This is a genomic window from Pseudoalteromonas sp. Z9A5, from assembly GCF_011378875.1.
In the GTDB taxonomy this organism is placed as follows: domain Bacteria; phylum Pseudomonadota; class Gammaproteobacteria; order Enterobacterales; family Alteromonadaceae; genus Pseudoalteromonas.
In genome coordinates this window covers 35,108-60,010 of sequence record NZ_WTLC01000030.1, presented here as the reverse complement: position 1 = coordinate 60,010, position 24,903 = coordinate 35,108, and the positions used below count along the sequence as shown (strand labels likewise).

Genomic DNA, 24,903 nt, shown 5'->3' with positions numbered 1-24,903 from the left:
AGGTATGCCAGCAAAGCAGAAGAAAGCGATGCGCAGTACAGCTTATCTTGAAAAGGTATTGAATTTATAGTGTTTTTTCATGCTCTTGCCCTGGCACTTTACTTACTTACCGATAAAAATATAGCCGAAAAAATCACTTTTAAAACAATAATTGGATTACAGAATAGTTGGTTTTTTCTTTTTTTAAGTAACGATTAGTTAAATTGAAGGGAATATATACAGCACCTTTAATATTACTTATTAATCCGATTATTTAGATACAACAATATTGGCTTATAGGGACAAAATAATTTAATCTGGCCGTATAAACAATTATTGAATTATCTGCCTTATGAGTCTTATTTTATCTCTTGCTTTAGCAAGTATTCCCGCATTACCAGAGCCCGTAGCTAATAACGCAGTTGCAAAAGTATCAATACAAAACCAAACCTACTTTTTAAGTTTTATGGGTTTGGGTCACGACAAAAAGCATTCATCAGTACACAATAAAGTATGGGCACTTAAATTAGGTGATTCACAATGGCAAGCTAAAACGGGTGTGCCTTCGAGTTTGCCAATAAAAGGGCGGTTAGCAAGTACTGCTGTTGGCTTAGGTGAATATGCATATGTATTTGGTGGTTATACAGTAGCAAGCGATCATACAGAAACATCAAGTCCTGACGTATACAAATACGATGTAATAAATGACACCTACAGCCAATTAGCTAATATGCCAGTGCCGGTTGATGATAGTGTTGCCCTTAGTTATAAACAACGTTACATATACTTAATTAGTGGTTGGCATAACGACGGTAACGTAAACTTAGTCCAAGTTTATGACACGCAAAATAATACATGGCAACAAGCTTCACCATTTTTAGGGCAACCAGTATTTGGTCAAGCAGCAGCTATTAACGGCAATACAATTGTTATTTGTGATGGCGTTAAAACACAAGCAAATCCAGATTCACGTCGTTCGTTTGCAGGTGTTGCGCAGTGTTTAAAAGGTACTATAGACGAAACTAATCCGTTAAAAATAGATTGGCGTACATTGCCACACCCAACAGGGACTGCACATTACAGAATGGCAGCCACCAGCTATAACGGTAATATTTATATGTTAGCGGGTTCTAATAATCCTTATAACTACAGTGGTATTGGTTATGACGGAAAACCTGCACCAGCCAGTAATCATGTTTGGCGTTTTAATATTGAAAAAAATAAATGGCAAATTTTATCAGTCCTTAAAGTAGCAAGTATGGATCACCGTGGTTTACTTGAGAATCAAGGTGTTTTATATCGAATTGGTGGCATGAATAACACACAACAAGTAAGTGCTGACGTACTGGGGTATGAGGTAGAAAAATGAGCACATTATATATTACTGGAGCCGGAGTAAGTGCTGCTAGTGGCATTCCTACTTTTAGAGGTGAAGATGGTTATTGGACTATTGGCAGCAAAAACTATACCCCAATAGAAATGGCCACGCGTGCTATGTATAAGCGTGCCCCAATGGAGTTTTTAGCATGGTATTACCATCGTTTTGCAACGTACCGAAATCATGGTCCTAACGATGTACACCACTGGCTAAGTGATAAAAGCTTAATTACTCAAAATATAGATGGGCTTGATGGTAAAGCGGGTAATAAAAATTATATTGCTATTCATGGAAGGCTCGATCAAATGACGCTATTTCATGAGCAAGGCGATGATGTTACTCCATTTACTACACCGTGGGATAAGGTTGACGAAAGCAATTTACATGAATCGTTATTTGACGTGTTTAACATTCAAAGTCAGGTACCAATAATCAATCGCTCTTATAAGCCATTTGTTTTATTATTTGATGAATATTACACCGAGTTATATCGTATCAGTGAAGCTCAACAACGTATGAATGAAGCTGAAAAAATCGTATTTATGGGTACATCTTTTAGCGTTAACATTACACAAATGGCATTAGATATCGCGCGTAATAACAATATTGAAATAGAAGTGGTAGATCCAGAGCCAACTCATGTTTTACACCCCAATGTAAGTTATAAAAAAATGACGGCGTTGGAATACATTCAAAATAACTAAAATAGAGCGCGTTGTAAGTATTTGACGCGCTATTTATATTTTATTTACAATTTTGTAGACCTTTTATCTATTCAACTATGTATGTTGTTCTATAATCTTAATGAATAAAAGCAATTGCTTTATAAAAAACATAACAATATTGAAGAGATATAAATGAGTGATTTAACTGCAATAGCCAATTTATCAATATTATTAGTAGAACCTTCCGATGTTCAACAAAAACTAATTATAAAATCGCTGACCCAGTGCAGTGTAAACCAAATTGAAACCGCTACTACACAAGCACAAGCTTTGGCTATGCTTGAAAGGTATCAACCTGATTTAGTGATTAGCAGTATGTACTTTGCTGATGGCACCGCAGACTCGCTACTACAAAAAATCAGATCAACTGCGAGTACCGAAAACCAAGCATTTATGTTGGTGTCGACTGAGCGCAATAAAAAATATCTTGAGCAATTAAGACAGTCGGGGGTATTAGCTATATTACCAAAACCTTTTAGTGCTAAAGCGATTACACGCGCGCTAAAAGCGACCTTAGATATAATTACTGAAGAAGAAGTTGAGCTAGAACATTTTGATGTAACATTATTACGAGTTTTAGTCGTTGATGACAGTCGCTTTGCACGCAAGCATATTATTCGTGTACTTGCTGGTATGGGAATACCGGCACCCGTTGAGGCTGAGAATGGTAAAGAAGCGATTGAATATTTAAATGAGCGGTCGTTCGATTTAATCGTAACTGATTACAATATGCCAGAGATGGATGGTAAAGAACTAACCGAAACAGTTAGGCGTTCAAATAGTTACTCACATATTCCTATTTTAATGGTTAGCTCTGAGGCAAACGAAACACACTTAGCTAACATAGCGCAAGCAGGCGTTGACGCTATTTGCGACAAACCGTTTGAGCCAGCAACCGTAAAAGATTTACTGTTTAAAATAATGTCTTAAACTATTAACTCTAAGGCTAACGGTAAACATATTAGCCTAAACGAATAAAACAAAAAGCAGCGCTTATTAAAAGTGGCTGCTTTTTTATTATTAATGACTAGGTGCACTATAAAGCCCAAACGCCACAAAACATAATATAGTCTTAATAGCGATATCAAGTATGCGCCTTGTTATTAAGCTACAGCTGCCCTAATCTATAAATGAGTAATGCGGTTTTTTTGATGTTTTTATCAAGGCTGGTTAAATCAGCCGTTTCGTTTTTAGTGTGCGCGCCGCTGCCCATTAAGCCTAAACCATCAAGTGCCATATCAACATGGTTTGCTGCAAACGAAATATCAGCTGCGCCGGCATTTCGTGGATTGGCAGCAGCCACTTTGTTGTAACCTAAATCGTGACTAGCATCGCTATACATTTCCAATAATTTTTGATTACCCTCAGTGAGTGCCATTGGTGGGTAACCATCTTCAAAAATAAGCTCTGCTTTACTGCCATTTAAACTATTGCTAGTGATGAGTTGCATTGATCTTTTTGCATTTTCTAATTGTTTAGGCGAAAGCGCACGTAAATCACCAGCAACATGTACTTTTTGAGCAATAACATTACTTTTACCAAAGGCAGTTGCCGAAGAGTTTTTACTATTGTAGTCAGCAGTCGTACCGCCAACAATTAAGCCAGGGTTAAACGTTAAATTAGGCTGTGTAGCAAGTTGTTCTCTAAAGCTATTTAAAATGCGTGATGCCTCGTAAATAGCACCATAACCTACATTTTCATTAAATATTTGTGATGAATGTGCAGCGTTTGCGTCTACAGTTAATGTCCAACCAGTATAACCTCGGCGCGCCGCCATCGCTGTTTTAATATTGTTATCACCATTTTCATAACCTAAGGCTACGTCTGCCCAAATAGCGGCATCAACAATAGCTTGTTTAGATAAACTAAGCGGGCGACCGCTGCTTTCTTCATCGCCAGTAAGTAATACTTTTATGCTCACGTTTTCAAGTAAATTAAGGGATTGTAAGCTTTTAAGGGCGGTAATTATTATCGTGTTACCGCCTTTCATATCGGCAACACCAGGACCACTGGCTGTATCGGCATCAAGCTGTTTGTAAGTGGTAAAGTCATCGTGCTTGGCAAATACTGTATCTAGATGGCCGATCATTAGTATTTTTATTGCATCGGGGTTTTTACTCTCATATGTTGCTAATACATGCCCAGCACGATTAAATGCACTGCCATCAAGCCACTCCACTTCAAAACCAATGGCTGCTAATTGCTTACTTGTAAGCTCGCCTACTTTTTTTACGCCTTCTATATTAAGTGATCCGCTATTAATATTTACAGCTTGTTCTATTTCTTGCAGTGCCTGGGGAGTATTTTTATCGACTTGCTCTACAATGTCGCGCTCATTTTTATCTAAAGCGGCATAGCTTGTAAGCGGTAAAGTACTAGCGATTGTGAGAATAAGTGCATGGCTAAATTTAAAAAATGACATAACAGCATAATAAGTGAGAAATAAGAGTATTTAATATGAAGTAAAATTAATTAGGATTCAATAGGGTGGGGGTTATGATAGTTAACTTATTTTATAAATAAGAATGAGTTGCAAGTATAAGAGTTATGGTTAATGCGAGTTATTGGGTTTTAATAACGATCTATGATGTAAATTTATAACTAACAACAAATCTGTGTATTTAAACAGTTGTTTGTATTTTGTCTAATATTACAGATCTCCACCATTTTGGGGTTGTGCTGTATTTAAAAAAGTTAAGGCGGAACTAGCTGTTTACAAATACTTGCTTTATAGCTAGGGTAAAACCATTGTAATATAAGAATATTTGTCGGTTTTTAGACGACAAATATCGTAGACTAAACTGTTAGATTTATAGGTATAAACAATGAGTAACTTAGTTGTATTAATAACGGGTGCTAATAGGGGTATCGGTTTCGAATTAGCCAGACAATACCTTATAAATGGATGGACAGTAATTGCTACCTGTAGAAATCTAGAAACGGCGGTTGATCTCACTTCATTGAAAGGTAAGTTTCCTGATAAATTGTCTATTGAATTAATGGATATCACTTGCCCTGAAAATATTAAGACGTTGGCAGGTAAACTTAGCGAGGAAAATATCAAATTAGATTTAATAGTAAATAATGCGGGATATTTGGATCGAGAAAACACAAGTATCCATACTATTAATTATGCTAATGCTGAAATGTGTTTTAAAGTGAATTCATTGGGACCACTATATTTAACTCATTGCTTTTTACCTTTAATGAATAAAAAACGCTTATGTAAGATAGCGGTTATTTCTTCTGCTATGGGATCTTTGTCGCTAGAACAAAGTGTGGATTGGTATGGTTATCGAATGTCTAAAGCAGCAGCCAATATGCTAGTAGTGAATTTATCACAAGAGCTTGTTAATGATAATGTCGCTGTGGTGGCTGTTCATCCCGGCTGGGTTCAAACAGATATGGGCGGCTCTACAGCAAGTGAAAATGTAGTAGATTCGGCTCTTGGGGTTATGAACGTTATTCTGAATTTATCTATTGATAATACGGGTAACCTTTATAGTTTTAATGGTGATGAGTTACCGTTCTAATAAATCTAAAAACACGCTATGAGGTGGATAACTAGTAAAGTCAGTTATTAATTGCAAATTTTAAAACTGCTGAGCCTGTTTGTTTTAAGCCCATTAAATATGTCGATTCATCTTAGGGTGTTAACGCGGTTTAAGATCCATAACTCATTCATGCCACGCTTTAGGTGTGTGTTTAATAACGGTGTAATGATATTTATTAGTGCTTGTTGGGTGTACACAAATATCATGTTTTTTATCGGTCGAATCAATGCCACTGAGTACACAAAATTATCAACGTTATATGCTTTTATTTTAAAGCGCCTACGGGTAAAGTTAAGAATGAAATGTGCTTAAATCTCGTTTCTCACAGGTCTTAATATAGTTTTGGTTGGCAATCCCTGAGTATGCTTTTTTGAAATCGAGATGATTTGTTGGCTACAAACATCTAGCCCATATTTAGCACAAGCCGCTATCAGGTTTAATAACATTGGTATTAAACCTGATAGCCCAAAATATACCAACCAAAGTTTAATTAGTCGGCATTAAATAGATTTCGCGTACGCTGTTGCGCTGGTTTGCTTCAATTGCAAACAGTACGGCGTCGGCTACATCTTGTGGGTCGAGTTTATCGGGTTTTGCTTCATCAAAAAACGGAGTGTTTACCATACCTGGTGCTATGGTTGTGCAGCGTCCGTTCCACTGGCTCATTTCCTCAGCTAAGTTTTGCCCAAAGCCATAAGCAAACCATTTAGTTGCCCCGTAAATAGAGCCTCCTAATGGCTTACGACCAGCAGCTGAGCTAGTTAATATAAAGTGACCTTGGTTTTGTCGTAAATGCGGCAGTGTTAGTTTTGCAGTCCACAGTAGCGCTTTAATGTTTATGTCGATCATCGCTGACCATTCATCTGGGTCACCTTTTTCGGTGCCTGCGGTTGAAACGCCCATGCCTGCGTTGGCAAAGGCTACGTCTAATCGACCAAACTTTTCAATGCCTTTGGTAACAACGTTTTCAAGCGCGGTGAAGTCGGTTGCATCTGCGGCTACACCCAATGCATTATTTGAGCCTAGCGACTCGACTAACTCCGTTAACTTATCTTCGCGTCTAGCGGTAAGTATTACTTTATGGCCGTTGTTAACAAGGGTTTTTGCGGTTGCTTCGCCAATGCCACTTGAAGCGCCAGTTATAAGTACTATTTTTTCTTTTGCCATAGATGACCTCTTTAATGAACGTTAAAAACTTAAAATCACCATACCAATAAACAATTAACCTACATTGAATAGTCGTTATAAATTAGCCATAAATAGCGGTGCTTTACGCTTCAATAATCATGATTTTAAAGTCGTTATTAAAATTGAAATAAGTGATTAAAAAAGGTAGGTTTAAATTTTTTATTCTATATACTCGCGCCACTTCTTTTGAAGTCGGTTTTTATTAAATTTAACCATAATTTTGCTGAGTTTCAGCCTCATTTATCGGAACAAACATGAAAGATAAACTTTTAGCGTTTTGGCAAAGCCATTCAGAAACAATCATCACTTTAGGATACAAGGTGATTTTAGCGTTGGTGATTTTAATTGCGAGTGCCTTAATTGCACGTTCGGTTAAAAATGCGATTAAGAATTCTAAATCACCATTAAAAAAGGTGGACAGTACGCTGCTCCCGCTTTTATCGAGTATTGCTGGTTATTTAGTTTATATAATTGGCGGGCTATTTATTTTAGATATTTTTGGCGTTAACACGGCCAGTTTAATTGCGCTAATGGGGGCTGCTGGCTTGGCTATTGGTTTAGCGCTTAAAAATACACTGAGTAATATTGCTGCAGGTATTATGCTGCTAATACTTAGACCTTTTAAAATAGGCGATTTTGTTGATGCCAGTGGCACGCTTGGCACAGTGAGTGAAATACACTTATTTACTACTATTTTTAAAACTACCGACGGCCTTTATATTGCATCGCCTAACGGCAAGGTATGGGGTGGAAATATTAAAAACTTTACTCGTAATGGCAAAAGACGAATGGATATTGTGGTGGGTATTTCGTATGCCGACTCGATTGACGTTGGTTTAAATGTGCTTAAAGAATTAGCCGCATCAGAGGGCCGATTACTCGCAGAGCCAGCACCTAAAGTAATGGTGACATCAATAGGCGAAAGCGCGGTAAACATTCAATTACGCGCATGGACTGTAAATGGTGATTATTGGCAAACCGTGTGGGATCTAAATAAACGCGTTAAAGAAGCAATTGAAGGTGCTGGGCTGAGTATTCCGTTCCCGCAACGCACGCTTCATATATCTGAGTCGATGGCATCGGCAATAACGGTAAGTAAAGACGTATAAATTTTATTAGCATAAACACAAATAAAAATAGCGAGCCTTGGCTGTAATGCCGATCATTTAAGAAATAGCTAATAGCACTTGAATGATCTTCTAGGTATGTAAGAATCCGAATTCTTTTGCCGAATTCGGATTTTTTTATGCAACTTTCTAATGCTCTCGATATTATCAACAACATCAAGCCTAATGAAGTTGAAACACTCGCAGATTTACTCCCTTTATTCTTTATCGAAGAAGCCTATGCGTTGACCGAAGCCGTTACACTATGAAAAAAAAAGCTAACCCTAGAATCAATGGCTTGATTGTTGATTGGTATGGTTTTTATAATGAAAAATCGATGACTGATGTAGTTAACATGCTCAATATTGTTGACCGAGAGGGTAAGCCATTTGTTACGCCAAGCGGCTTAACTTAGCGTCGTAAAAAACCTTGGTGAAGCCGCCAAGCAAGCGTTGTTTGAATGCACCCAAATACATTGGAATGGACTTACTTTGCTTGGTGTCGATGGTACTGTTTGGCGTACGGATGACTCATTCCAAAACAATGAAGCCTTTACAAAGCCGACCAATACACAATATCTACAAGTCAGAATAGTGTGTTAAATGGAGCTGAGCAGCCATTTAATAACGGGTAGCGCTTTTGATGATTACAAGGTCAATGAAAAGCTTATTGAAACCACACCAGATAACAGTCTCACTTTATTTGATAAAGGTTTTTATTCTTTAGGGCTTTTACATAAATGGCAAACGACGGGGAATGAACACTATTGGCTAATACCACTGAAAAAAATGTACAATATGATGTTATTCAGACATTAGGGCGTAATGATAAATTAGTCCAGCTTAGCAGCAACCCAAGAGCAAGAAAATGTGGTCAACGCTGGCTGACACATTAGTCGCAAGGTTATTGACTCGAAAAATAAAGAGTAAGTCATACAGTGTGGTGACATCTATGATAGATCCTATATCCGTCAGCAGGTATAGGGGATTTATACAGTCACAGTTGGGAAATAGAGCTTGGTTATCGTGAACAAAAGCAATATATGCTTGCTAATAGATTAACGTTAAGAAGTCGTTTACCAGCGCTTGTAAAGCAAGCACTGTGGGGAGTGTTGCTTACTTATAATATGGTGCGATATCAGATGGTGAAAATGTGGCACACATTAAAAGATGATTATTTACCGTACCAACTAAGTTTCAATGGTCGTTTAGCTCCAATAATGAGGCTACTTGTTGGATTAGCTTGTTTAACACCTGGAGCAATACCACATCAGTTAAAATACTTTTATGCCATGGCAGAAAACCTAATTCTAGAGCCTCGAAGAGAGCAATGTTTTCCTCGTTTAGTCAAGCAAAGACCGGAGCGGTACGCTAGAAAAAAAAGCCGCTCACCTTAAGTGAACGGCATTAGAGTCTTAACTCGTTATTTTTATTTTTAATATATTTGGTTATGTTTGTTAATAAATTGATAGTTGAATTTTAATGAGGGTATAATGTAGGGATATTATTAATTAAAATTTGGTGTCAAGGATGGCTGTAAAAAAATATCTACGTCTGTTTTTTCTGTGTGTGTCTGTAAATACTCTACTAGCGTGTGGCAGTGGAGGAACTTCAGATTCTTCCGAAACCCCCGTGAAATCTCCTGAAACTGTAACTCAAACATATATCGTAACCGCGATTGATGGTTATTTACGTTCTGCAGTTGTTTGGCTAGATCTTAATGATAATGGAATACAGGATGCGGAAGAACCCAGCGGTATTACTCAGGCTAATGGAAAAGGAGTACTTACTCTTTCATCTGAAATTAATCCGGAAGATTATAGTGTGATCTTATTTGCTGAAGGGGGTAAAACATTTGATGAAAGCTTAAATAGGGTTATTAATAAAGACTTTATATTAGCTTCACCAAAAGGTGAAAAATTAATCACTCCTTTAACGACACTTGTTTATTTGAAAAATAGAAAGACGCTTAATATAAACTCCGCTACTTCTCAAATTAGTCAATTATTAAATGTAACCTCACCAAGTTTATTCGAAGACTTTATTATTAAAGGTCATGCCCAGAATGAATCCGTGGCTGCTGATTTAGTTCGCCTTGCTATTGTTCCTGAATCAGAGGCGAAATTGCTTAATGCCATAAATAATAGTGAGACTATATTCAATGAACTAAACGAGTATTTAGTATTAAGAGAAAGAGATAATAGCCAAATATATATTGTTAGAGATAGCACCGGTAAGTTGTCAGGCGATACAGATTTAGATGGTATTGCTGATAGTGAAGATTCAGATATTGATGGGGATGGTGTATTAAATACACAAGATACTTTCCCATATAATATATCAGAATGGAATGATCTAGATAATGATGGTATTGGCGATAATAGCGATCCTGATATTGATGGCGATAATGTATCTAATGCTTCAGATGTGTTTCCATTCGATGCAACTGAATGGGATGATCTAGATGGTGACGGTATTGGTAATAATAGCGATCTAGATATAGACGGTGATGGTATCCTCAATGATGAAGATGAAAACCCATACATAGCTGAATATAATACAATTAAGAACCCAGGTAGATTAATTATAGATCAAACAATTGAAGGTGATATTTCTCAAGGTCAATGGCAGTATTTTACCGTTGAAGCACCTGAAAATAGAATGCTAAATATTACGTTATTTAATTTATCGGGCGATATTGATTTATACATAAAAGAAGATAATTTCCCAACCAAATTTGAGTATCAATGTCGTTCTAATTTAAGTTCTACTCAAAATGAAAGTTGTGCAATACGTGTTCATCAGGCTGCTTCTTACCACATTGGTATACTCGCGAAAGAAGGCGCGACTTTTAATTTATTAGCCACGACAGAAAATGTTATATATAAAAAGGCAATGCTACTTTTACACGGATTAGCTTCAAGTCCTAGTACATGGGATGCAATGGTAAATGACGATAGCTTTTTTAATGGTCAATGCCAAATATTAACTACTAACGATAATATTCTTCCAGTAGTTGAAGCTAATAGTGACGGTATTAGCTGTTTTAATTTGGAATTTGGAGCATTTGATCGAGAAGGCATTTATGCAAGAACAGGATTAGATAATAAATCATGTATTAATGCTTTGGGTTGTGATGGTGATTTTACCTCTTTTGAAGGCTTAGGTTACGAAGTAGAAAAGGCTGTAGAGAAAATAGTTGATTCTTTAGGTGAAGATACTGAAATATTTTTATTTGGTCATAGCCGAGGTGGTCTAGCAGCTCGCTCTTATTTGCAGAATGATGAAGCTATGTATAAGTCTTTTGTTAAAGGGTTCGCAACAACAGGAACTCCACATCAAGGTTCTCCATTAGGGCGTTTTTATCAATATATGAACGACAATTGCATTCCAGAAAGTACTTATCGACAAGATGGCGGAAAGTGTGAAGATAACTGGGAAGTTGTTGAGATGCTCGATGGTACAAGAACATATTTTGGGTCTAAGCTCGGACCAGATTATCAAATGGACTTGCAATCGCCAAGTATCGATTTTTTATCACCAGGATCACCAGAAATACTAAGCTTAAATAGCGACTTAACAAGTCTTGATGGCTTAATCATAGGGCAACTTGCTTATCAAGGTACTGACTTTGGAGTATTGAGTAAGAGCGCGGGCTTATTCGGAAATGAGTTATATGATTTGTATGCTTATCGAGCTATCTTCGGGGGTGATCATCCGCATCCGGAAACACTAAGGTATATTGAAAACGGGCAAACAAGAGCTTCATTTATTGGTGATGGAATTGTACCTGTTTATAGCCAAAAATTGAGTTTATTGTTAGAAAGACAAGGTATATCAATTGCTAAGGAAGATACACAAACAGATGTAAATATTTTGCACACAGAAGAGACTGAAAGAGTAACCGATATTTTTAGGTTGCTTGATGCTTTATATACAGATTTAGAGTGGAAATAAGTATTATGAAAAAAGTGATACTTTTAACTTTTATATGTTTACTGGTAGCGTTTACTTTTTATTGGTTTTTGCCTGTTGTTCAGTATGTAGAGTTACCGGTGAATACAGATGCTAAATCTAGAGGGATTAAAGATACTGTATCTAATGTACAAACACACCAAACAGACACTACTTTGGCTACCTCTAAATCATCAAAAAATGTCAAAGATAATAATGTTGAAATGAAAGAACTCAGTGATGAGGATGCTTTAACTGTTACTAAAACGCTTTTGAATCGTGTTTATAACAGTGAAACCATTGATTTTATTGCTGAAAAGGAACTGTTGAATTACTTGATAAACACGAAGAATGAAGGTGTTTATCAATTTATTATTGAAAAACTACAATCAGCAATTAAGGGTAATAAAAATGACGACAGGTTAATTGAATATAGTTTAAGTCTTTTAGCAGCAATAGACACCCAAAGAGCGAGTGAAGTGTTTTTTGGTTTTGTTGCCGAAGATGACTGGCAAGGATCGAGGGCTATATATAACGTTAAAAAGTCGATAGAAAAACTAAATCGAGGTGGTCAATACACCGCTTTAGCGCAGCAAGCATTTACAATTGCGAATGAAGAAAACCCATTTATTGGCGAGTTAACTACTACAATCGCTCGGCATGCACAGGCTGAACAAATAGAGTATTTATTTGGTTATATTGATGAAAAATATGAGAGTAAGCGCATGTTTGTTAAGCGTGCGATGAACACGATTCATGATGAATCTTTAGTTCCTCATATAGCAGGATATTTAACAGATAACTCCACCGCCAATATAAAAAACACAGTGCTAAATACGCTTGCTAATATGGGGCAATACGAAGCGACTGCCGCCTTAATCAAATGGAGTTCTACACAATCAAAAAGCTCTGCTGAGCAAGTAGAAAAACTGTTTGATATCGCAGTACAAAGAAGCCCTTCTACAAAAAGAGCAATAGAAAAAGAACTACATATTCAAAGTTTTGTAAGTACCGAGGTGAAATTGGTGATTGCTAATGCTGCGAATAAAAAACGTTGAAACAATAATGCAGCGACACTTATGTCGCTGCATTATGAAATTGTTAACCTTCTAATTGAAAGTCGTACACTGAGCCTAAGCTAAGTAGCTGCGTAAGCTCATCTAGAGCTTGGTAGCTTTCAGTTAATAGTGCTGAGTCTGCAAAGTCGTTAGCAGTTAATTTATCGCGGTAGTTACGTTTTGCCCAATCACACAATAGGGTGTATTTAGTGTCGGTCAAAATAACCTCAGGGTTTATTGCAGCAAGTTCTTGCTCGTTCACGGCTACACGTAAACGCAAGCAAGCAGGGCCGCCGCCATTTTTCATACTTTGACGAAGGTCGAAAAACTGCACTTGGTTTACTGGGTTATCTGCCATGATCATTTCTTCAATATAGGCATTTACTGCGCTGTTACGTTTACACTCTTGTGGTGCTACTAATAACATAGAACCATCGGCTAAGCTCACTAGCTGGCTATTAAATAAGTAACTACTTACTGCGTCTTGAATACTTACTTTACTTGTTGGTACTTCAATAATATAAAATTCTTTACTGCCAATATACGCTTCGCGAATGTCTTGCAATGCTTGTTTTTGATTTAAAAAAGCTTGCTGGTGGCATAAAAGAACGTTGGCATTTCCTACTGCAATCACATCGTTATGAAACACACCTTGGTCAATCACATCTGGATTTTGCTGCAGTAAAATTTGGCTTGAATCTTTTAAGTTATGCAAACGACAAATTGCTTCTGAGGCTTCAAGTGTTTGCCTTGCTGGAAACTTAGCTGGTTTTGGTAGTTGGCTATTAAAAGCACTGGCACCAAATACAAACATTTCAAGACCTTCGTCGCCGTGGTTATCACAAAAGCGAGTATGGTTTGCTGCACCTTCATCACCAAAAAAACCTTGGTCGGGTAAATGAGTATGGTGCGCAAAGTACTTGTCGTTATTAAACATTGCTTTTAATAAGCGTGTTGTAGTGGCAGGCTCTAATGAGCGATGAAATTTATTATTTAAGTTTGCTGAAGTAAAATGTACTTTGCCGTCGGTTGTATCAGGAGATGGCGATACTGTAGCTGCATTTGCTGTCCACATTGCCGATGCAGAGTAACAAGCACGTAATAATATAGGATCTGCTTTAAATGCTTTGTGAATTACTTGAGCATCGTTGCCTGTAAAGCCTAAACGGCGCAATACGTTTAAGTCGGGGCGCGCATGGGGAGCAAATACACCTTGAGTTAGGCCTTTGTCGTGCATGGCTTTCATTTTTTCAAGACCTTGAAGCACAGCCTCTTGAGGGTTTGAAAAACTTGCAGCATTATTTAACGAGGCAACATTACCGTACGACAAACCAGCATAGTTGTGAGTAGGACCAACTAAACCATCAAAATTAACTTCCAAAGCGTGCATACACGTTCCAACTAAAAATTTTCAATAGGGTGCAACAATACAACGCAATAGGGCTGCTTGCAAAGTTATAAACGCAGTGTTTTTACTAATTTTTTGATGTTTTTATATGTATGATTTTTTGTAGGGAGCTTCGTTTTTATATTCGGTGGCTAATAAGTAGTTGAAGAAGGTTTATTCATCAATTTCATAGTGCGCAAAAGCTTAGCATAAAGAAAGTTTATATAATGAAGCTTTATGCAAAGCCTTTACACAATACGATGTTACTTAACATAGGCGCGTTCTTTTTCTGCCGTAGTACGAGTATTAGTAGGATCGTTAACTTGCCAAACGCTAATGTCTAAACGCCATAAAAGGTAAAGGGTATTGTATAAGTTGTACATGGTTTTTTCCTTGGTATTTTCACTGAACACATCAGTCTATAGGAAGAAGTATGCCAACATTAAGTTGAATATTTTATGAATAGAAATCATATATTTAGTATTTAAGTGTAAATACATATTTAAGAGTTAGCACCAAAGTGGTGAAGCCTCGCAAAGTAATATACCAATACGGTGCATTTCAAACAAAAGCCCTGCAACTATGTGCAAGGCTTTTTAAAAAAATACAGTCACTCAAAAAGTAAATTAACGACCTACTTTTCCTTTTACTAAAGGCTCGAACGACATCACTTTAAATTTACCGTGGCTTTGATTTTTGCCATTATTAAGTACTGGCGAGTTATGTAAGTCGTCAACGGTAAAATATATTTTATGATCAGCCCCGTAGCTAAAACCATCAGGCCAGCTGAGGCGATCGTCTTTAAATAATACTTCGTAGTCGCCAGATGGTTTAACTACACCAATTGCGCCGTTGGTTATATCGGTTACATACACATTACCGCCACCGTCAACAATAATACCGTCTGAAATTGGCTTAGTACCATAACGCATTACTTTATCTTCAAGTGTTTTAGCCGAAAGGCTCTTGTTATTTATATCGCTGGTGGCAATGCGGTAAACCGACGTGCCCGACATAGATCCAAAGTAAAGCCAGTCTTCGTTAGGGTCAAGCGTAATAGGGTTTACACCTAAACGGGCAGGTTGTCCGCCAAGGCTCATTGTGCGGCCATCAATAACCATATCTATATTTTCGGCTGTGGTGTAATGGCTATCTTGTAATACTCTGCGTGCGACACCTGTTTTAAGGTTTACGGTAATAATAGCGGCTTGGCTGCCTTGTGCTGTGTCAGCAATGTATACAACGCCATGTTTATTATCGATGACTAAATCGTTTAAAAACGAGGTGTCGGTGATGGTTGGCTTAGCGAGGTAAATAATTTTATGCAGTTGCTCTTTGTTTGTATCCCAACCCACTAAGCGCCCAGCATGATCTGGTCCTGAAGTGTCAAGCATCCACAAAATACCATCACTTGATACGTTTATACCGAGTACATCGTAAAAACCTTTACCGTTGTTATACGCGTAAGCCCATTCTTTATTAGGGTAGGGCTTAGTTGTGCCATCGCTCAAAAGCTCCATAATTTTTTGTTTTTGACCAAAAAAACCATGTACAGATAAAAACTTTCTACCCGATGGGGTAATAGCAATATTACCTGGTGGGTGCTGCGCATCAAAAGTTGCTACAGTATGTAGGTCGCTGTTATTAGCAAATACAGGGTTGATGCCAAGTAATGCCGTGCTGCATGCGGCAACTAAGAGTAATTTTTTAATGTGAGTCATTTTAAGTAGAACCTTTTAAAACACGTTATGGTTTAAAAATAAGAACCTAATCGGCTAAATCGCTTACGACTAAATCGAGTAATTGCATAAGTTGCTGTGCTTGCGTTGTATCAATACTATTAAATTTGCATAAAATATTTTTTGGAATATCGGCTGCTTTTAACTTGAGTGAATGACCATGTTGAGTTAATTGTACGAGACGTTTGCGCTTGTCGTGCTCATCTTTAATAACAGCAAGTAATGATTTGTCGCTCATTTTTTTGAGTATTTGGGTCATTGCACCGCCATCGATCGCAGTTTTATCAATAAGATCTGCAATAGTTACTTTGTCTTCTTCCCATAGTGCCATCATCACTACGTATTGCGGGTAGGTTAAATTAAGAGCGGCAAGAGGTGCTCTATAAGCGCGAGCAATACTGTTCGATGCCATATATAAGCGATGGCATAGTTGATTTTTTAATTTTAATTGCTCAAACGACATAACTTTATCCTTCATTTCAATACATGCTATTTTAATTTGCATACAAAGTATTTGCAATCTCTAATTACTTGTTCTATTATTTTGCACACAAACTAAATTGATTGATATTTTTAAACTTTGGAGTTCATTATGAATGTATTACAAAACGTAGCTTACACAGCAAAAGCAACTGCAACTGGTGGTCGTGAAGGCGTAGCTAAATCTGATGATGGTCGTTTAGATGTAAATTTATCAACACCTAAAGGCTTAGGCGGCGATGACGGACAAGGCACTAACCCAGAGCAATTATTTGCCGCAGGTTATGCTGCATGTTTTATTGGCGCTCTTAAATTTGTAGCGGGTAGCGAAAAAATAGATTTACCAAGCGACACGCATATTGACTCACAAGTGTCTATTGGTGCTATTGAAGGCGGTTTTGGTATTGCGGTAAAACTAGCTGTATCACTAGGTGATATGGATAAAGCAGCTGCGCAAACACTTGTAGATAAAGCACACCAAGTATGCCCATATTCAAACGCAACACGTGGCAACATTGAAGTAGAGCTTTCTGTTATTTAATAACTAAATAAAGAAAAGCTATAAAAGCACACAACGACAATTAGTCGTTGTGTGCTTTTTTGCATTTAAGGCATAAAAATTAATATACGGTAAAACGTATATTCACTATTCCATATATTGTTATTTTGTTTTATTGTGTATGCATAAGCACAGTGAGGACAATATGGAACAATTTAATCCACTTCAATTTTATAAATGTCTAGCAGACGATACTCGCCTAAAAGCAATGCTGCTAATTAGTCACGAAGAAGAGCTGTGTGTATGCGAGCTTGTTGCTGCACTTAAATTAAGCCAACCTAAGGTATCTCGCCATTTAGCACAGTTAAGACAATGCGGATTATTGAGCGACCGTAAACAAAATCAATGGGTGTACTACAGTATTAACAAAGCACTGCCAGAGTGGGCTAAAAATGTATTAACGCAAACGCTTACTGCTAACCCTTCATTTTATGAAAACGATTTAACGCGCTTAAACGCTATGGGTAATCGCCCTGAACGTGCAGCTAGCTGTTGTAACTAATAAATTAACTCATTAAAGGTATTTAATTATGACTATTAAAGTAGGTATTAACGGGTTTGGCCGTATGGGGCGTTTAACACTGCGTGCAGCAGTTGATTGGCCAGAAATAGAGTTTATTAAAGTAAATGATGTAGCGGGCGATGCTAAAACCCACGCTCATTTAATTGAATTTGACTCAGTACACGGGCGTTTAGCGCAGCAGGTTACAAGTAACGATAATTCATTTAGTGTAGGTAAACACACTCTTTTAGTAACGAATAACAAAACCATAAATGAAACGGATTGGTCAGATTGCGACGTGGTTATTGAAGCCAGTGGAAAAATGAAAACCACTGAGCTGTTAAATCAATACTTAGCGCAAGGTGTTAAGCGCGTAGTAGTAACTGCTCCTGTAAAAGAAGATGGTATTTTAAATATAGTAATGGGTGTAAACGATAACCTTTATAACTCCGATGAGCATAAAATTGTTACTGCCGCTTCTTGCACAACTAACTGTTTAGCGCCAATCGTAAAGGTATTGCAAGAAAAAGTAGGCATTAAACACGGCTCAATGACCACCATACATGATATTACCAATACTCAAACTATTATAGATGCACCCCACAAAGACCTACGCAGAGCGCGTTCATGCGGTACTAGTTTAATACCAACAACAACAGGCAGTGCAACAGCCATTACGCATATTTTTCCTGAGCTTAAAGGTAAATTAAACGGTCATGCTGTGCGTGTACCACTTACAAATGCATCAATTACTGATTGCGTGTTTGAGCTTGAGCGAGGCGTAACACAAAGTGAAGTGAATGACTGGTTTAAAGACGCTGCAAATACTGAGCTTAAAGGTATTTTAGGTTATGAAGAAAGACCGCTTGTATCGGTAGATTACAAAACAGATCCACGTAGTTGCACCATAGATGCGCTTTCAACTATGGTAATTAACAACACTCAGCTTAAATTATACGCTTGGTATGATAACGAATGGGGTTATGCAAACCGTACCGCTGAGCTAATGCTTAAAGTTGCACAAAGTGATTTGGTTTAATCTCGTTTAAAAAGGTTTAAATTCATGCTTGCGCAGTTAGCTAATTTACCAAGCTCTATAAAACAATATTTAATAATTACCGGTAATTACTGGGCATTTACCCTTACTGATGGCGCACTAAGGATGCTGGTGGTGCTGTATTTTCATCAGTTGGGTTATGGTGCATTTGCAATAGCCATGTTGTTTTTGTTTTATGAAATTTTTGGCGTAATCACCAATTTAGTAGGTGGATGGCTAGGAGCATATTTAGGGTTAAACAAAACCATGAATGTAGGGCTTGGGCTACAACTTGTAGCTTTAGTCATGCTTTGCGTGCCAGGAGATTGGCTAACCGTTGCCTATGTTATGGCAGCGCAAGCACTGAGTGGTATTGCTAAAGACTTAAATAAAATGAGCGCAAAAAGTGCCATTAAGTATTTAGTACCAAAGGGAGACGATGGGCAAAACCAATTATATAAATGGATTGCCATACTTACAGGGTCTAAAAATGCTTTAAAAGGGGTGGGCTTTTTTTTAGGCGGCTTGCTACTTACGTTATTTGGGTTTGTAGGTGCTTTATTGAGTTTAATTACTTTGCTAAGTATTGCTTGGATTATTAGTTTAATTTTTTTAAAAAGCGATATTGGTAAAGCTAAAAGCAAACCTAAGTTTAAAGAGTTATTTTCTAAGTCCCGCGCAATAAATTTACTTAGTGCCGCGCGTTTATGCTTGTTTGCTGCACGCGATGTATGGTTTGTAGTGGCACTACCTGTGTATTTAGCTGCTCAGTTTAACTGGGACCATTGGTGGGTGAGTGGTTTTATTGCCTTGTGGGTTATTGCTTATGGATTAGTACAATCTCAAGCACCGCGCATTACAGGGCTAAACATCAATAACTTACATACCGTTAAAAAAGCATATTGGTGGGTTGTTTTATTAAGTGGTGTAACAGGTGTTTTGGCATTGCTGATGCAATTTGATATAGCAGTACACTTTACACTCATTATTGGATTATTCATTTTTGGTGGCGTATTTGCAGTAAACTCGTCGTTGCACAGTTACTTAATTGTAAGTTTTGCTAAAAATGATGGTGTGTCGCTCGACGTTGGTTTTTATTATATGGCCAATGCGATAGGGCGCTTGCTTGGTACTGTGCTTTCTGGTTGGATTTTTCAGATGTACGGACTTAATGCATGCTTATGGGTGAGTGTGTGTTTGTTAATTGCAGCTTCAATTATAACTGTTCGTTTAGCCAAGCATTAAAAATTCAACTTATTGTATTTAATTCAGTTAGTTTAGTGATATTCATAGCTTCCTTTTCAAAAACTACTAAACTGTAACGGTAGTTTAATCAAAAGGTGTGTTTAATGCGGGAAATATCGTTAGCAAAAAAGTTACTCTGGCTTAGTGTCGGCAGTATATTTATAACAGTACTGGTGCTTTCGAGCATATTATGGTGGCAATTATCATCAAGTAATGAACAATTAGCGACCAAGTCTGAAGAATACATTGTTGCAGAAGTTGAAGAAAAACTTAATGCCAATGCCGCTGTTTATGGTGAAAGAATTGCTGGGTTTATAAATGAGGCTTACAGGGTTCCATATTCATTAGCCGCTTTACTTGGTGACTCAGCAAAGCAAAATACTTTGGATCGAAATGCAGTTGTAAGTATAAATCGCGCTGTTTTAGAGCAAAACACGCTTTTATCATCTATTTATTCGCAGTTTGAGGCTAATGCTTATGACGGGCAAGATTCTCAATATCAACAAGGTTTTAAGCATTCAGTTGATGGTGCAGGTACATTAGAAGTTTATATTACTCGCGATCAAAATGGTGTAATTGAGCAGCAAAAAGTAGCTAATGCAGCCGATAAATACATTACAACGTTAAATGAGTTTGGTATTCGCGAAGCTCAGTGGTACTTGTGCGCTAAAGATACACTCAAGCCTTGTATTATGGAACCTTACCTATACGAAATACCGTCGGGCGATTCGGTTATGCTTACTTCTTTAACTGTGCCTATTTTGAAATCAGGGCAGTTTATTGGTTTAGCTGGTGTTGATTTAACGCTTCCGACCTTTCAGGCGTTGACCGAGAAGCTATCTCAACAACTATATAACGGACAAGCTAAAGTAACCTTATTGAGCGATTTAGGTTTAGTTGTAGGCAGTAGTCACTATAAAAATAAGCTAGGGCGTCCAATTAAAGAAGCCGTTAGTTCTAATATATTTAATGATATTGAAAAGTCTAAAGGACAAAGCGGTATTTTTAAAACTAATAACGAATACCTCGTTAATTACCCAATAAATATTAAATTAGCCAATAAACAATGGTCATTAATAATTGAAGTGCCAACAGAGCTTGCACTTGCAGGCCCTCAAGCGCTAGAAAAAAATATGCAAGAAACGGCAACGTCACTTGGGTTTATTATTTTAATAACAGGTTTAGCTATTGCGGTAGTCGCCTTTATTGTTATGAAATTAGTAATTGCAGGTGTAATAGCGCCGCTACAACAAATTCAACAAAGAGTTGATAACCTTGCAAGTTCTGAAGGCGATTTAACGCATACACTACACGTTGATAGCCACGCAGAGCTTATTGCTTTAGCTGGTGGATTTAATCGATTTTTAACTAAATTACGTGATTTAATCTCTGAGCTAAAAGATGTATCTGAACAAACTAAACAGCAAGGTGAAATTGCTCAAAGTATAGCAATTGATACTAAACATAATGTTCAATCGCAATTTCAAGAAATTGAAAGTGTGGTAACAGCAATGAACGAAATGAGCGCGACAGCGCTTGAAGTTGCAAGAGCATCAGAGCAATCTGCGCAACAAGCTGACGAAATAAATGGTTTAGTGGTTAGCAGTGAATCAAGCTTATCGTCAGCCATGACGCAAGTTAAGACTATGTCAGAAGAAATTAAAGAAGCAAATCAAGCAGTAGAAAAAGTTGCCTCGCGTAGTAAAGATATTACACAAATTTTAGATGTAATTCGTACTATTTCGGAGCAAACAAACTTACTTGCACTTAATGCTGCAATTGAAGCTGCGCGTGCGGGAGAGCATGGTAGGGGCTTTGCAGTAGTTGCCGACGAAGTAAGGGCACTTGCTTCTAAAACTCGTTCATCAACCGATGATATTAGTAAGTTAATTGATAGCCTATTACATGAGGTTGGTAATGCTTCAACTGTAATAGAAAAAGGCGTAGTAAGAGCTCAAGATGCAGTTGACGAAACGTCTGTTGCGTTTGATGCCTTGCATAGTGTGGTGGTTAAAGTTGATGAAATAACAAATCAAATAACACACATTGCAACTGCTGCAGAAGAGCAAAGCTTAGTAACTGAAGAGATTAATCGTAACTTGACGCTTATATCTGATGCGGCTTCACAGCTTTCTGATTTATCTTCTCAAGCGGGTGATAGTAGCGAAATGCTTAACAAACTAGTAGCGAAACAAGATTCAGAACTTAATAAATTAAAAACATAATATTTATTTAATGTTCAGATAAAATAAAAACGGCAGTAATTTAATTACTGCCGTTTTTTTATTCAAATAATTGAGGGTAAAGCAGTTATAAGCTTTTTATGATCTTAAACATTTGATTGATCATAGGCTGAGCTAATGACTCCACACCTGGGCGGTTAAAATAACCACGTAGTCCAGTAAATTGAACTTCAAAAAATCGTGCATATTCTTGCGCGGATATATTATTACTCAACTCATTCTTTTCAATTGCTTGCTCAAAAAGAACCGAAAGGTAGTTTTCAAATTTATCAGCTAAATCTAAACTTAGTTGATATAAATTGCTGTCTTTATCGGCAAATTCGCAATTGGCTTTTACCAACATACAAATAGCACTCGGTGTACTTTCTTTTTTTGTGACTACATCTTCAACAAAGGCACGTAAACCACCAAGAATACTATCTGATGTAGATAGGCACTCTTTAATTTGGCTTTCCATTTGCACTGTGTAGTCTTTTAGCGATTCAATATAAAGTCCTTCTTTTGAACCGAAAGCAGAATAGATACTCCCGGGACGCATGTTTACAGCATCTTGTAGATCACGCGTTGAAGTAGCATGAAAACCCTTCTCCCAAAATAGCTGACTTGCAAGGCGGACAACGGTCTCGCGCTCAAACTTCACCTTATTAACCATGTTGTTTCTCAATTAATTTGAACATTTGCTCAATTTTAACTTGAACAGTCGCTCAAAATCAAATATTATGTGTCTCGAAGTTACTTAAACCTAATTATTTATTGGAGCTAAACATGACAGAATTTACTTTATACACAGCAGAAAACGCACCTGAAGAATCAAAATCTCTAATGGCTGACTCAGTAGCTGCATTTGGTATGGTACCTAACTTACACGCAGTAATGGCTGAAGCACCAACATTACTTAAGGGTTATCAAGTACTGCATGACCTATTCCAAAAAACATCGTTCAATGCAGAAGAGCTAACAGTTGTATGGCAATCAATTAACGTTGAGCACGCATGTCATTACTGTGTACCTGCACATAGCGCAATTGCTGCGTCAATGAACGTTGACCAAGGTATTGTTGACTCACTAGTAGATAAAACACCACTAGCAAATCCTAAACTTGAAACGCTTCGTGAAACAACACTAGCAATGGTGCGTGAGCGTGGTGTAATTAGCGATGAGCAAATTGAAAAATTCTTTGCAGCAGGTTACGGCAAGCAGCAACTACTTGAAATCATTGTTGGTTTATCTCAAAAAGTAATGAGCAATTACACAAACCACCTTGCAAATACACCAGTTGATGCACCATTTAAAAAGTTCGTAAAATAATTTACATACTTTAATAATACAAAAGGCAGCTTAAGCTGCCTTTTGTATTTTAAATACCGCTCTGAAAGCTATTTAAATTTAACAGCCTTCGTACTTTTTATGTAGGTACGAGTTTCGGATTTAGTCCACTCGCCCTTTTTAAGATAAGTTGTTGAAACAATAAATTTATCGTCTTTTAAATCATTGGTCGACTTAACTTTAGTAATACCTTCTTTATTGCCCGTTACATCTTCATAAGCTACAAACTGAGTTGGGCTTAACACCTTTATTATGCCTTTCGTATAAAAGCCTGCTGTAGTGAAATAATAAAAAACTAATGACTTCTTTTTACTATCATAAAAAATAGTAGATTCGCCACCATATTCGCCCTCATTAATTGAGTGCATAGTACGAATAGCTTTACCATTAAGCGCTCGCTCCCATTTACTTATGTCTTGAACTGGCTTTGTGTTTTTTTCTGCTACTTTAAAGTTAGCCTGCCAAGTGCCCAAGTAAGGTTGAAACACGGCTAATTCTTTATCAAGTAGCAGGTTATTTTGATCGGCATAGCTATTAGTAAATGCGCAAAGGCATAACGCTAAGAATAGCGTTTTAAAATATGTCATAATTTAGCTCTTTTTATTTTAGTGTTTTGTAATTTCTAGTATAGGCGATAATTAATTGATAAAGAAAATATTAATAATATTTGCGAGTGTCTTTATAGGCATCTTATGGTTAGCTTATTTAACGCACTACACATCTATTTATGTACCAAGCTATGTAAGTGGATTGAGCGCTTTAACATTTTTAATATATGCATGGGATAAACGTAAAGCCAAACAATCAACACACAAAAAAGTAAATCGAATATCAGAGCGTACATTACAGTTATTCGCGCTTTTTGGTGGGTGGCCTGGTGCATTAATAGCTCAGCAATTATTGCGTCATAAATCGCAAAAACAACGGTTTATAATTGTACTGTGGGTTTGTATATTAATTAATTTGAGTGTGATCGGGTTTTTAGGGTATGTACTTTTAGTAAGGAATTAATATGCCTTTATAAATAAAAGGCATATTTTAAATAGAGCTAAGTAACTTATTGAGCTGCTTGGCTTTCTTCTTTTTTAGTTAGTTGAATTGTTAAGATTGTTTTTTTATCAACTGAGATCCATTTTCTATATGTATCGTAGCCTTTTTTACTTACTTCAACATCGTATTTACCTGCATCTAGTTCTATTGCAGCTTTATATACAGGCGCTATATTCATAATACGTACGCGAGCATCAGCTGGAGTCGTAATAACCGTTAATGAAATTGGTGCATTTGCTTCACTTGTTTCAGCAGCAGATTCAGCAGCAACGGCTTCTTCAACAGGTTGCTGTTTTTCAACACTAGAAGTTGTAGAACAACCGCTTAACAATAATATAGCCACTATTGAGCTTAATCTTTTCATAAATTCTCCATAAAAGTCATCAAAAATGTAA

Annotated in this window: 22 protein-coding genes and 1 pseudogene; 15 read left to right on the top strand and 8 right to left on the bottom strand. The window is 37.1% G+C overall.

What is annotated here, in order from left to right; translation table 11 throughout:
* The first annotated feature begins 331 nt into the window (after positions 1 to 331).
* From GQR56_RS15000 to GQR56_RS14990, 3 genes are all read left to right on the top strand, one after another.
* Complete coding sequence (locus GQR56_RS15000) at positions 332 to 1,348, top strand: kelch repeat-containing protein (RefSeq protein ID WP_166112957.1); 1,017 nt, start codon at positions 332 to 334, stop codon at positions 1,346 to 1,348.
* A complete protein-coding gene (locus GQR56_RS14995; RefSeq protein ID WP_024611603.1) occupies positions 1,345 to 2,061 on the top strand; it encodes a Sir2 family NAD-dependent protein deacetylase in 717 nt (238 codons plus the stop codon). Before GQR56_RS15000 ends, GQR56_RS14995 begins: the two co-directional genes overlap by 4 nt.
* Positions 2,062 to 2,214: 153 nt before the next feature.
* On the top strand, positions 2,215 to 3,012 hold the full coding sequence (locus tag GQR56_RS14990; protein WP_166112954.1) for a response regulator: 798 nt from the start codon (positions 2,215 to 2,217) through the stop codon (positions 3,010 to 3,012).
* 178 nt (positions 3,013 to 3,190) lie between these two features.
* On the opposite strand, the gene GQR56_RS14985 is transcribed toward GQR56_RS14990, so the two are convergent.
* A complete protein-coding gene (locus GQR56_RS14985) occupies positions 3,191 to 4,504 on the bottom strand; it encodes a M20/M25/M40 family metallo-hydrolase (protein ID WP_166112951.1) in 1,314 nt (437 codons plus the stop codon).
* A gap of 403 nt (positions 4,505 to 4,907) precedes the next feature.
* Here GQR56_RS14985 and GQR56_RS14980 point away from each other — a divergent pair, with 403 nt between their 5' ends.
* Entirely contained in the window at positions 4,908 to 5,615 is a 708-nt protein-coding gene (locus tag GQR56_RS14980) for an SDR family oxidoreductase (RefSeq protein ID WP_166112948.1), read from the top strand.
* A 507-nt stretch (positions 5,616 to 6,122) separates the two neighbouring features.
* Here GQR56_RS14980 and GQR56_RS14970 read toward each other — a convergent pair.
* Positions 6,123 to 6,803, bottom strand: coding sequence for an SDR family oxidoreductase (locus GQR56_RS14970; protein WP_166112945.1), 681 nt, complete (start codon positions 6,801 to 6,803; stop codon positions 6,123 to 6,125).
* 275 nt (positions 6,804 to 7,078) lie between these two features.
* Here GQR56_RS14970 and GQR56_RS14965 point away from each other — a divergent pair, with 275 nt between their 5' ends.
* The 4 genes and pseudogenes from GQR56_RS14965 to GQR56_RS14950 all read left to right on the top strand — a co-directional run bounded on the left by GQR56_RS14965 (position 7,079) and on the right by GQR56_RS14950 (position 12,941).
* Complete coding sequence (locus GQR56_RS14965; RefSeq protein ID WP_166112942.1) at positions 7,079 to 7,933, top strand: mechanosensitive ion channel domain-containing protein; 855 nt, start codon at positions 7,079 to 7,081, stop codon at positions 7,931 to 7,933.
* Positions 7,934 to 8,070: 137 nt separating this feature from the next.
* Positions 8,071 to 9,326 (top strand): annotated as a pseudogene (locus GQR56_RS14960) (IS4 family transposase).
* Between the two features lie 553 nt (positions 9,327 to 9,879).
* Positions 9,880 to 11,886 carry a thrombospondin type 3 repeat-containing protein gene (locus tag GQR56_RS14955; protein WP_166112939.1) on the top strand — a complete coding sequence of 669 codons (2,007 nt, stop codon included), beginning with the start codon at positions 9,880 to 9,882 and terminating at the stop codon, positions 11,884 to 11,886.
* Positions 11,887 to 11,891: 5 nt separating this feature from the next.
* Positions 11,892 to 12,941 (top strand): hypothetical protein, encoded by a 1,050-nt coding sequence (locus GQR56_RS14950; protein WP_166112936.1) that lies wholly within the window; start codon positions 11,892 to 11,894, stop codon positions 12,939 to 12,941.
* Between the two features lie 43 nt (positions 12,942 to 12,984).
* Here the strand turns inward: GQR56_RS14950 and astB are convergent, their stop codons facing one another.
* The 3 genes from astB to GQR56_RS14935 all read right to left on the bottom strand — a co-directional run bounded on the left by astB (position 12,985) and on the right by GQR56_RS14935 (position 16,530).
* Positions 12,985 to 14,331 carry an N-succinylarginine dihydrolase gene (gene astB / locus GQR56_RS14945; RefSeq protein ID WP_166112933.1) on the bottom strand — a complete coding sequence of 449 codons (1,347 nt, stop codon included), beginning with the start codon at positions 14,329 to 14,331 and terminating at the stop codon, positions 12,985 to 12,987.
* A 623-nt stretch (positions 14,332 to 14,954) separates the two neighbouring features.
* A complete protein-coding gene (locus GQR56_RS14940) occupies positions 14,955 to 16,049 on the bottom strand; it encodes an L-dopachrome tautomerase-related protein (protein WP_166112930.1) in 1,095 nt (364 codons plus the stop codon).
* A 46-nt stretch (positions 16,050 to 16,095) separates the two neighbouring features.
* Positions 16,096 to 16,530 (bottom strand): MarR family transcriptional regulator, encoded by a 435-nt coding sequence (locus GQR56_RS14935; protein ID WP_166112927.1) that lies wholly within the window; start codon positions 16,528 to 16,530, stop codon positions 16,096 to 16,098.
* A gap of 129 nt (positions 16,531 to 16,659) precedes the next feature.
* Between GQR56_RS14935 and GQR56_RS14930 the strand changes: the two genes are divergently transcribed.
* The 5 genes from GQR56_RS14930 (at position 16,660) to GQR56_RS14910 (ending at position 22,114) form a co-directional block, all read left to right on the top strand.
* Positions 16,660 to 17,088 (top strand): organic hydroperoxide resistance protein, encoded by a 429-nt coding sequence (locus GQR56_RS14930; RefSeq protein WP_024611591.1) that lies wholly within the window; start codon positions 16,660 to 16,662, stop codon positions 17,086 to 17,088.
* A 163-nt stretch (positions 17,089 to 17,251) separates the two neighbouring features.
* On the top strand, positions 17,252 to 17,608 hold the full coding sequence (locus tag GQR56_RS14925; RefSeq protein ID WP_024611590.1) for a metalloregulator ArsR/SmtB family transcription factor: 357 nt from the start codon (positions 17,252 to 17,254) through the stop codon (positions 17,606 to 17,608).
* Positions 17,609 to 17,636: 28 nt separating this feature from the next.
* Positions 17,637 to 18,647, top strand: a complete 1,011-nt coding sequence (locus GQR56_RS14920) for an ArsJ-associated glyceraldehyde-3-phosphate dehydrogenase (protein WP_024609718.1) — start codon at positions 17,637 to 17,639, stop codon at positions 18,645 to 18,647.
* 24 nt (positions 18,648 to 18,671) lie between these two features.
* On the top strand, positions 18,672 to 19,889 hold the full coding sequence (gene arsJ / locus GQR56_RS14915) for an organoarsenical effux MFS transporter ArsJ (RefSeq protein ID WP_166112924.1): 1,218 nt from the start codon (positions 18,672 to 18,674) through the stop codon (positions 19,887 to 19,889).
* A gap of 104 nt (positions 19,890 to 19,993) precedes the next feature.
* Positions 19,994 to 22,114: a methyl-accepting chemotaxis protein gene (locus tag GQR56_RS14910; protein ID WP_166112921.1), complete on the top strand. Its 2,121-nt coding sequence runs from the start codon at positions 19,994 to 19,996 to the stop codon at positions 22,112 to 22,114.
* Between the two features lie 85 nt (positions 22,115 to 22,199).
* Here GQR56_RS14910 and GQR56_RS14905 read toward each other — a convergent pair whose 3' ends face one another.
* The gene (locus tag GQR56_RS14905; protein WP_024609716.1) at positions 22,200 to 22,784 is read right to left on the bottom strand and encodes a TetR/AcrR family transcriptional regulator; all 585 of its coding nucleotides are present in this window, start codon (positions 22,782 to 22,784) and stop codon (positions 22,200 to 22,202) included.
* Between the two features lie 113 nt (positions 22,785 to 22,897).
* Here GQR56_RS14905 and GQR56_RS14900 point away from each other — a divergent pair, with 113 nt between their 5' ends.
* Positions 22,898 to 23,440 carry a carboxymuconolactone decarboxylase family protein gene (locus tag GQR56_RS14900; protein WP_024609715.1) on the top strand — a complete coding sequence of 181 codons (543 nt, stop codon included), beginning with the start codon at positions 22,898 to 22,900 and terminating at the stop codon, positions 23,438 to 23,440.
* 68 nt (positions 23,441 to 23,508) lie between these two features.
* Here GQR56_RS14900 and GQR56_RS14895 read toward each other — a convergent pair whose 3' ends face one another.
* Complete coding sequence (locus GQR56_RS14895; protein ID WP_024609714.1) at positions 23,509 to 24,045, bottom strand: hypothetical protein; 537 nt, start codon at positions 24,043 to 24,045, stop codon at positions 23,509 to 23,511.
* Between the two features lie 55 nt (positions 24,046 to 24,100).
* Between GQR56_RS14895 and GQR56_RS14890 the strand changes: the two genes are divergently transcribed.
* A complete protein-coding gene (locus GQR56_RS14890) occupies positions 24,101 to 24,469 on the top strand; it encodes a DUF1294 domain-containing protein (RefSeq protein ID WP_024609713.1) in 369 nt (122 codons plus the stop codon).
* Between the two features lie 46 nt (positions 24,470 to 24,515).
* On the opposite strand, the gene GQR56_RS14885 is transcribed toward GQR56_RS14890, so the two are convergent.
* Entirely contained in the window at positions 24,516 to 24,872 is a 357-nt protein-coding gene (locus tag GQR56_RS14885; RefSeq protein WP_166112918.1) for a PEGA domain-containing protein, read from the bottom strand.
* Positions 24,873 to 24,903: the final 31 nt, after the last annotated feature.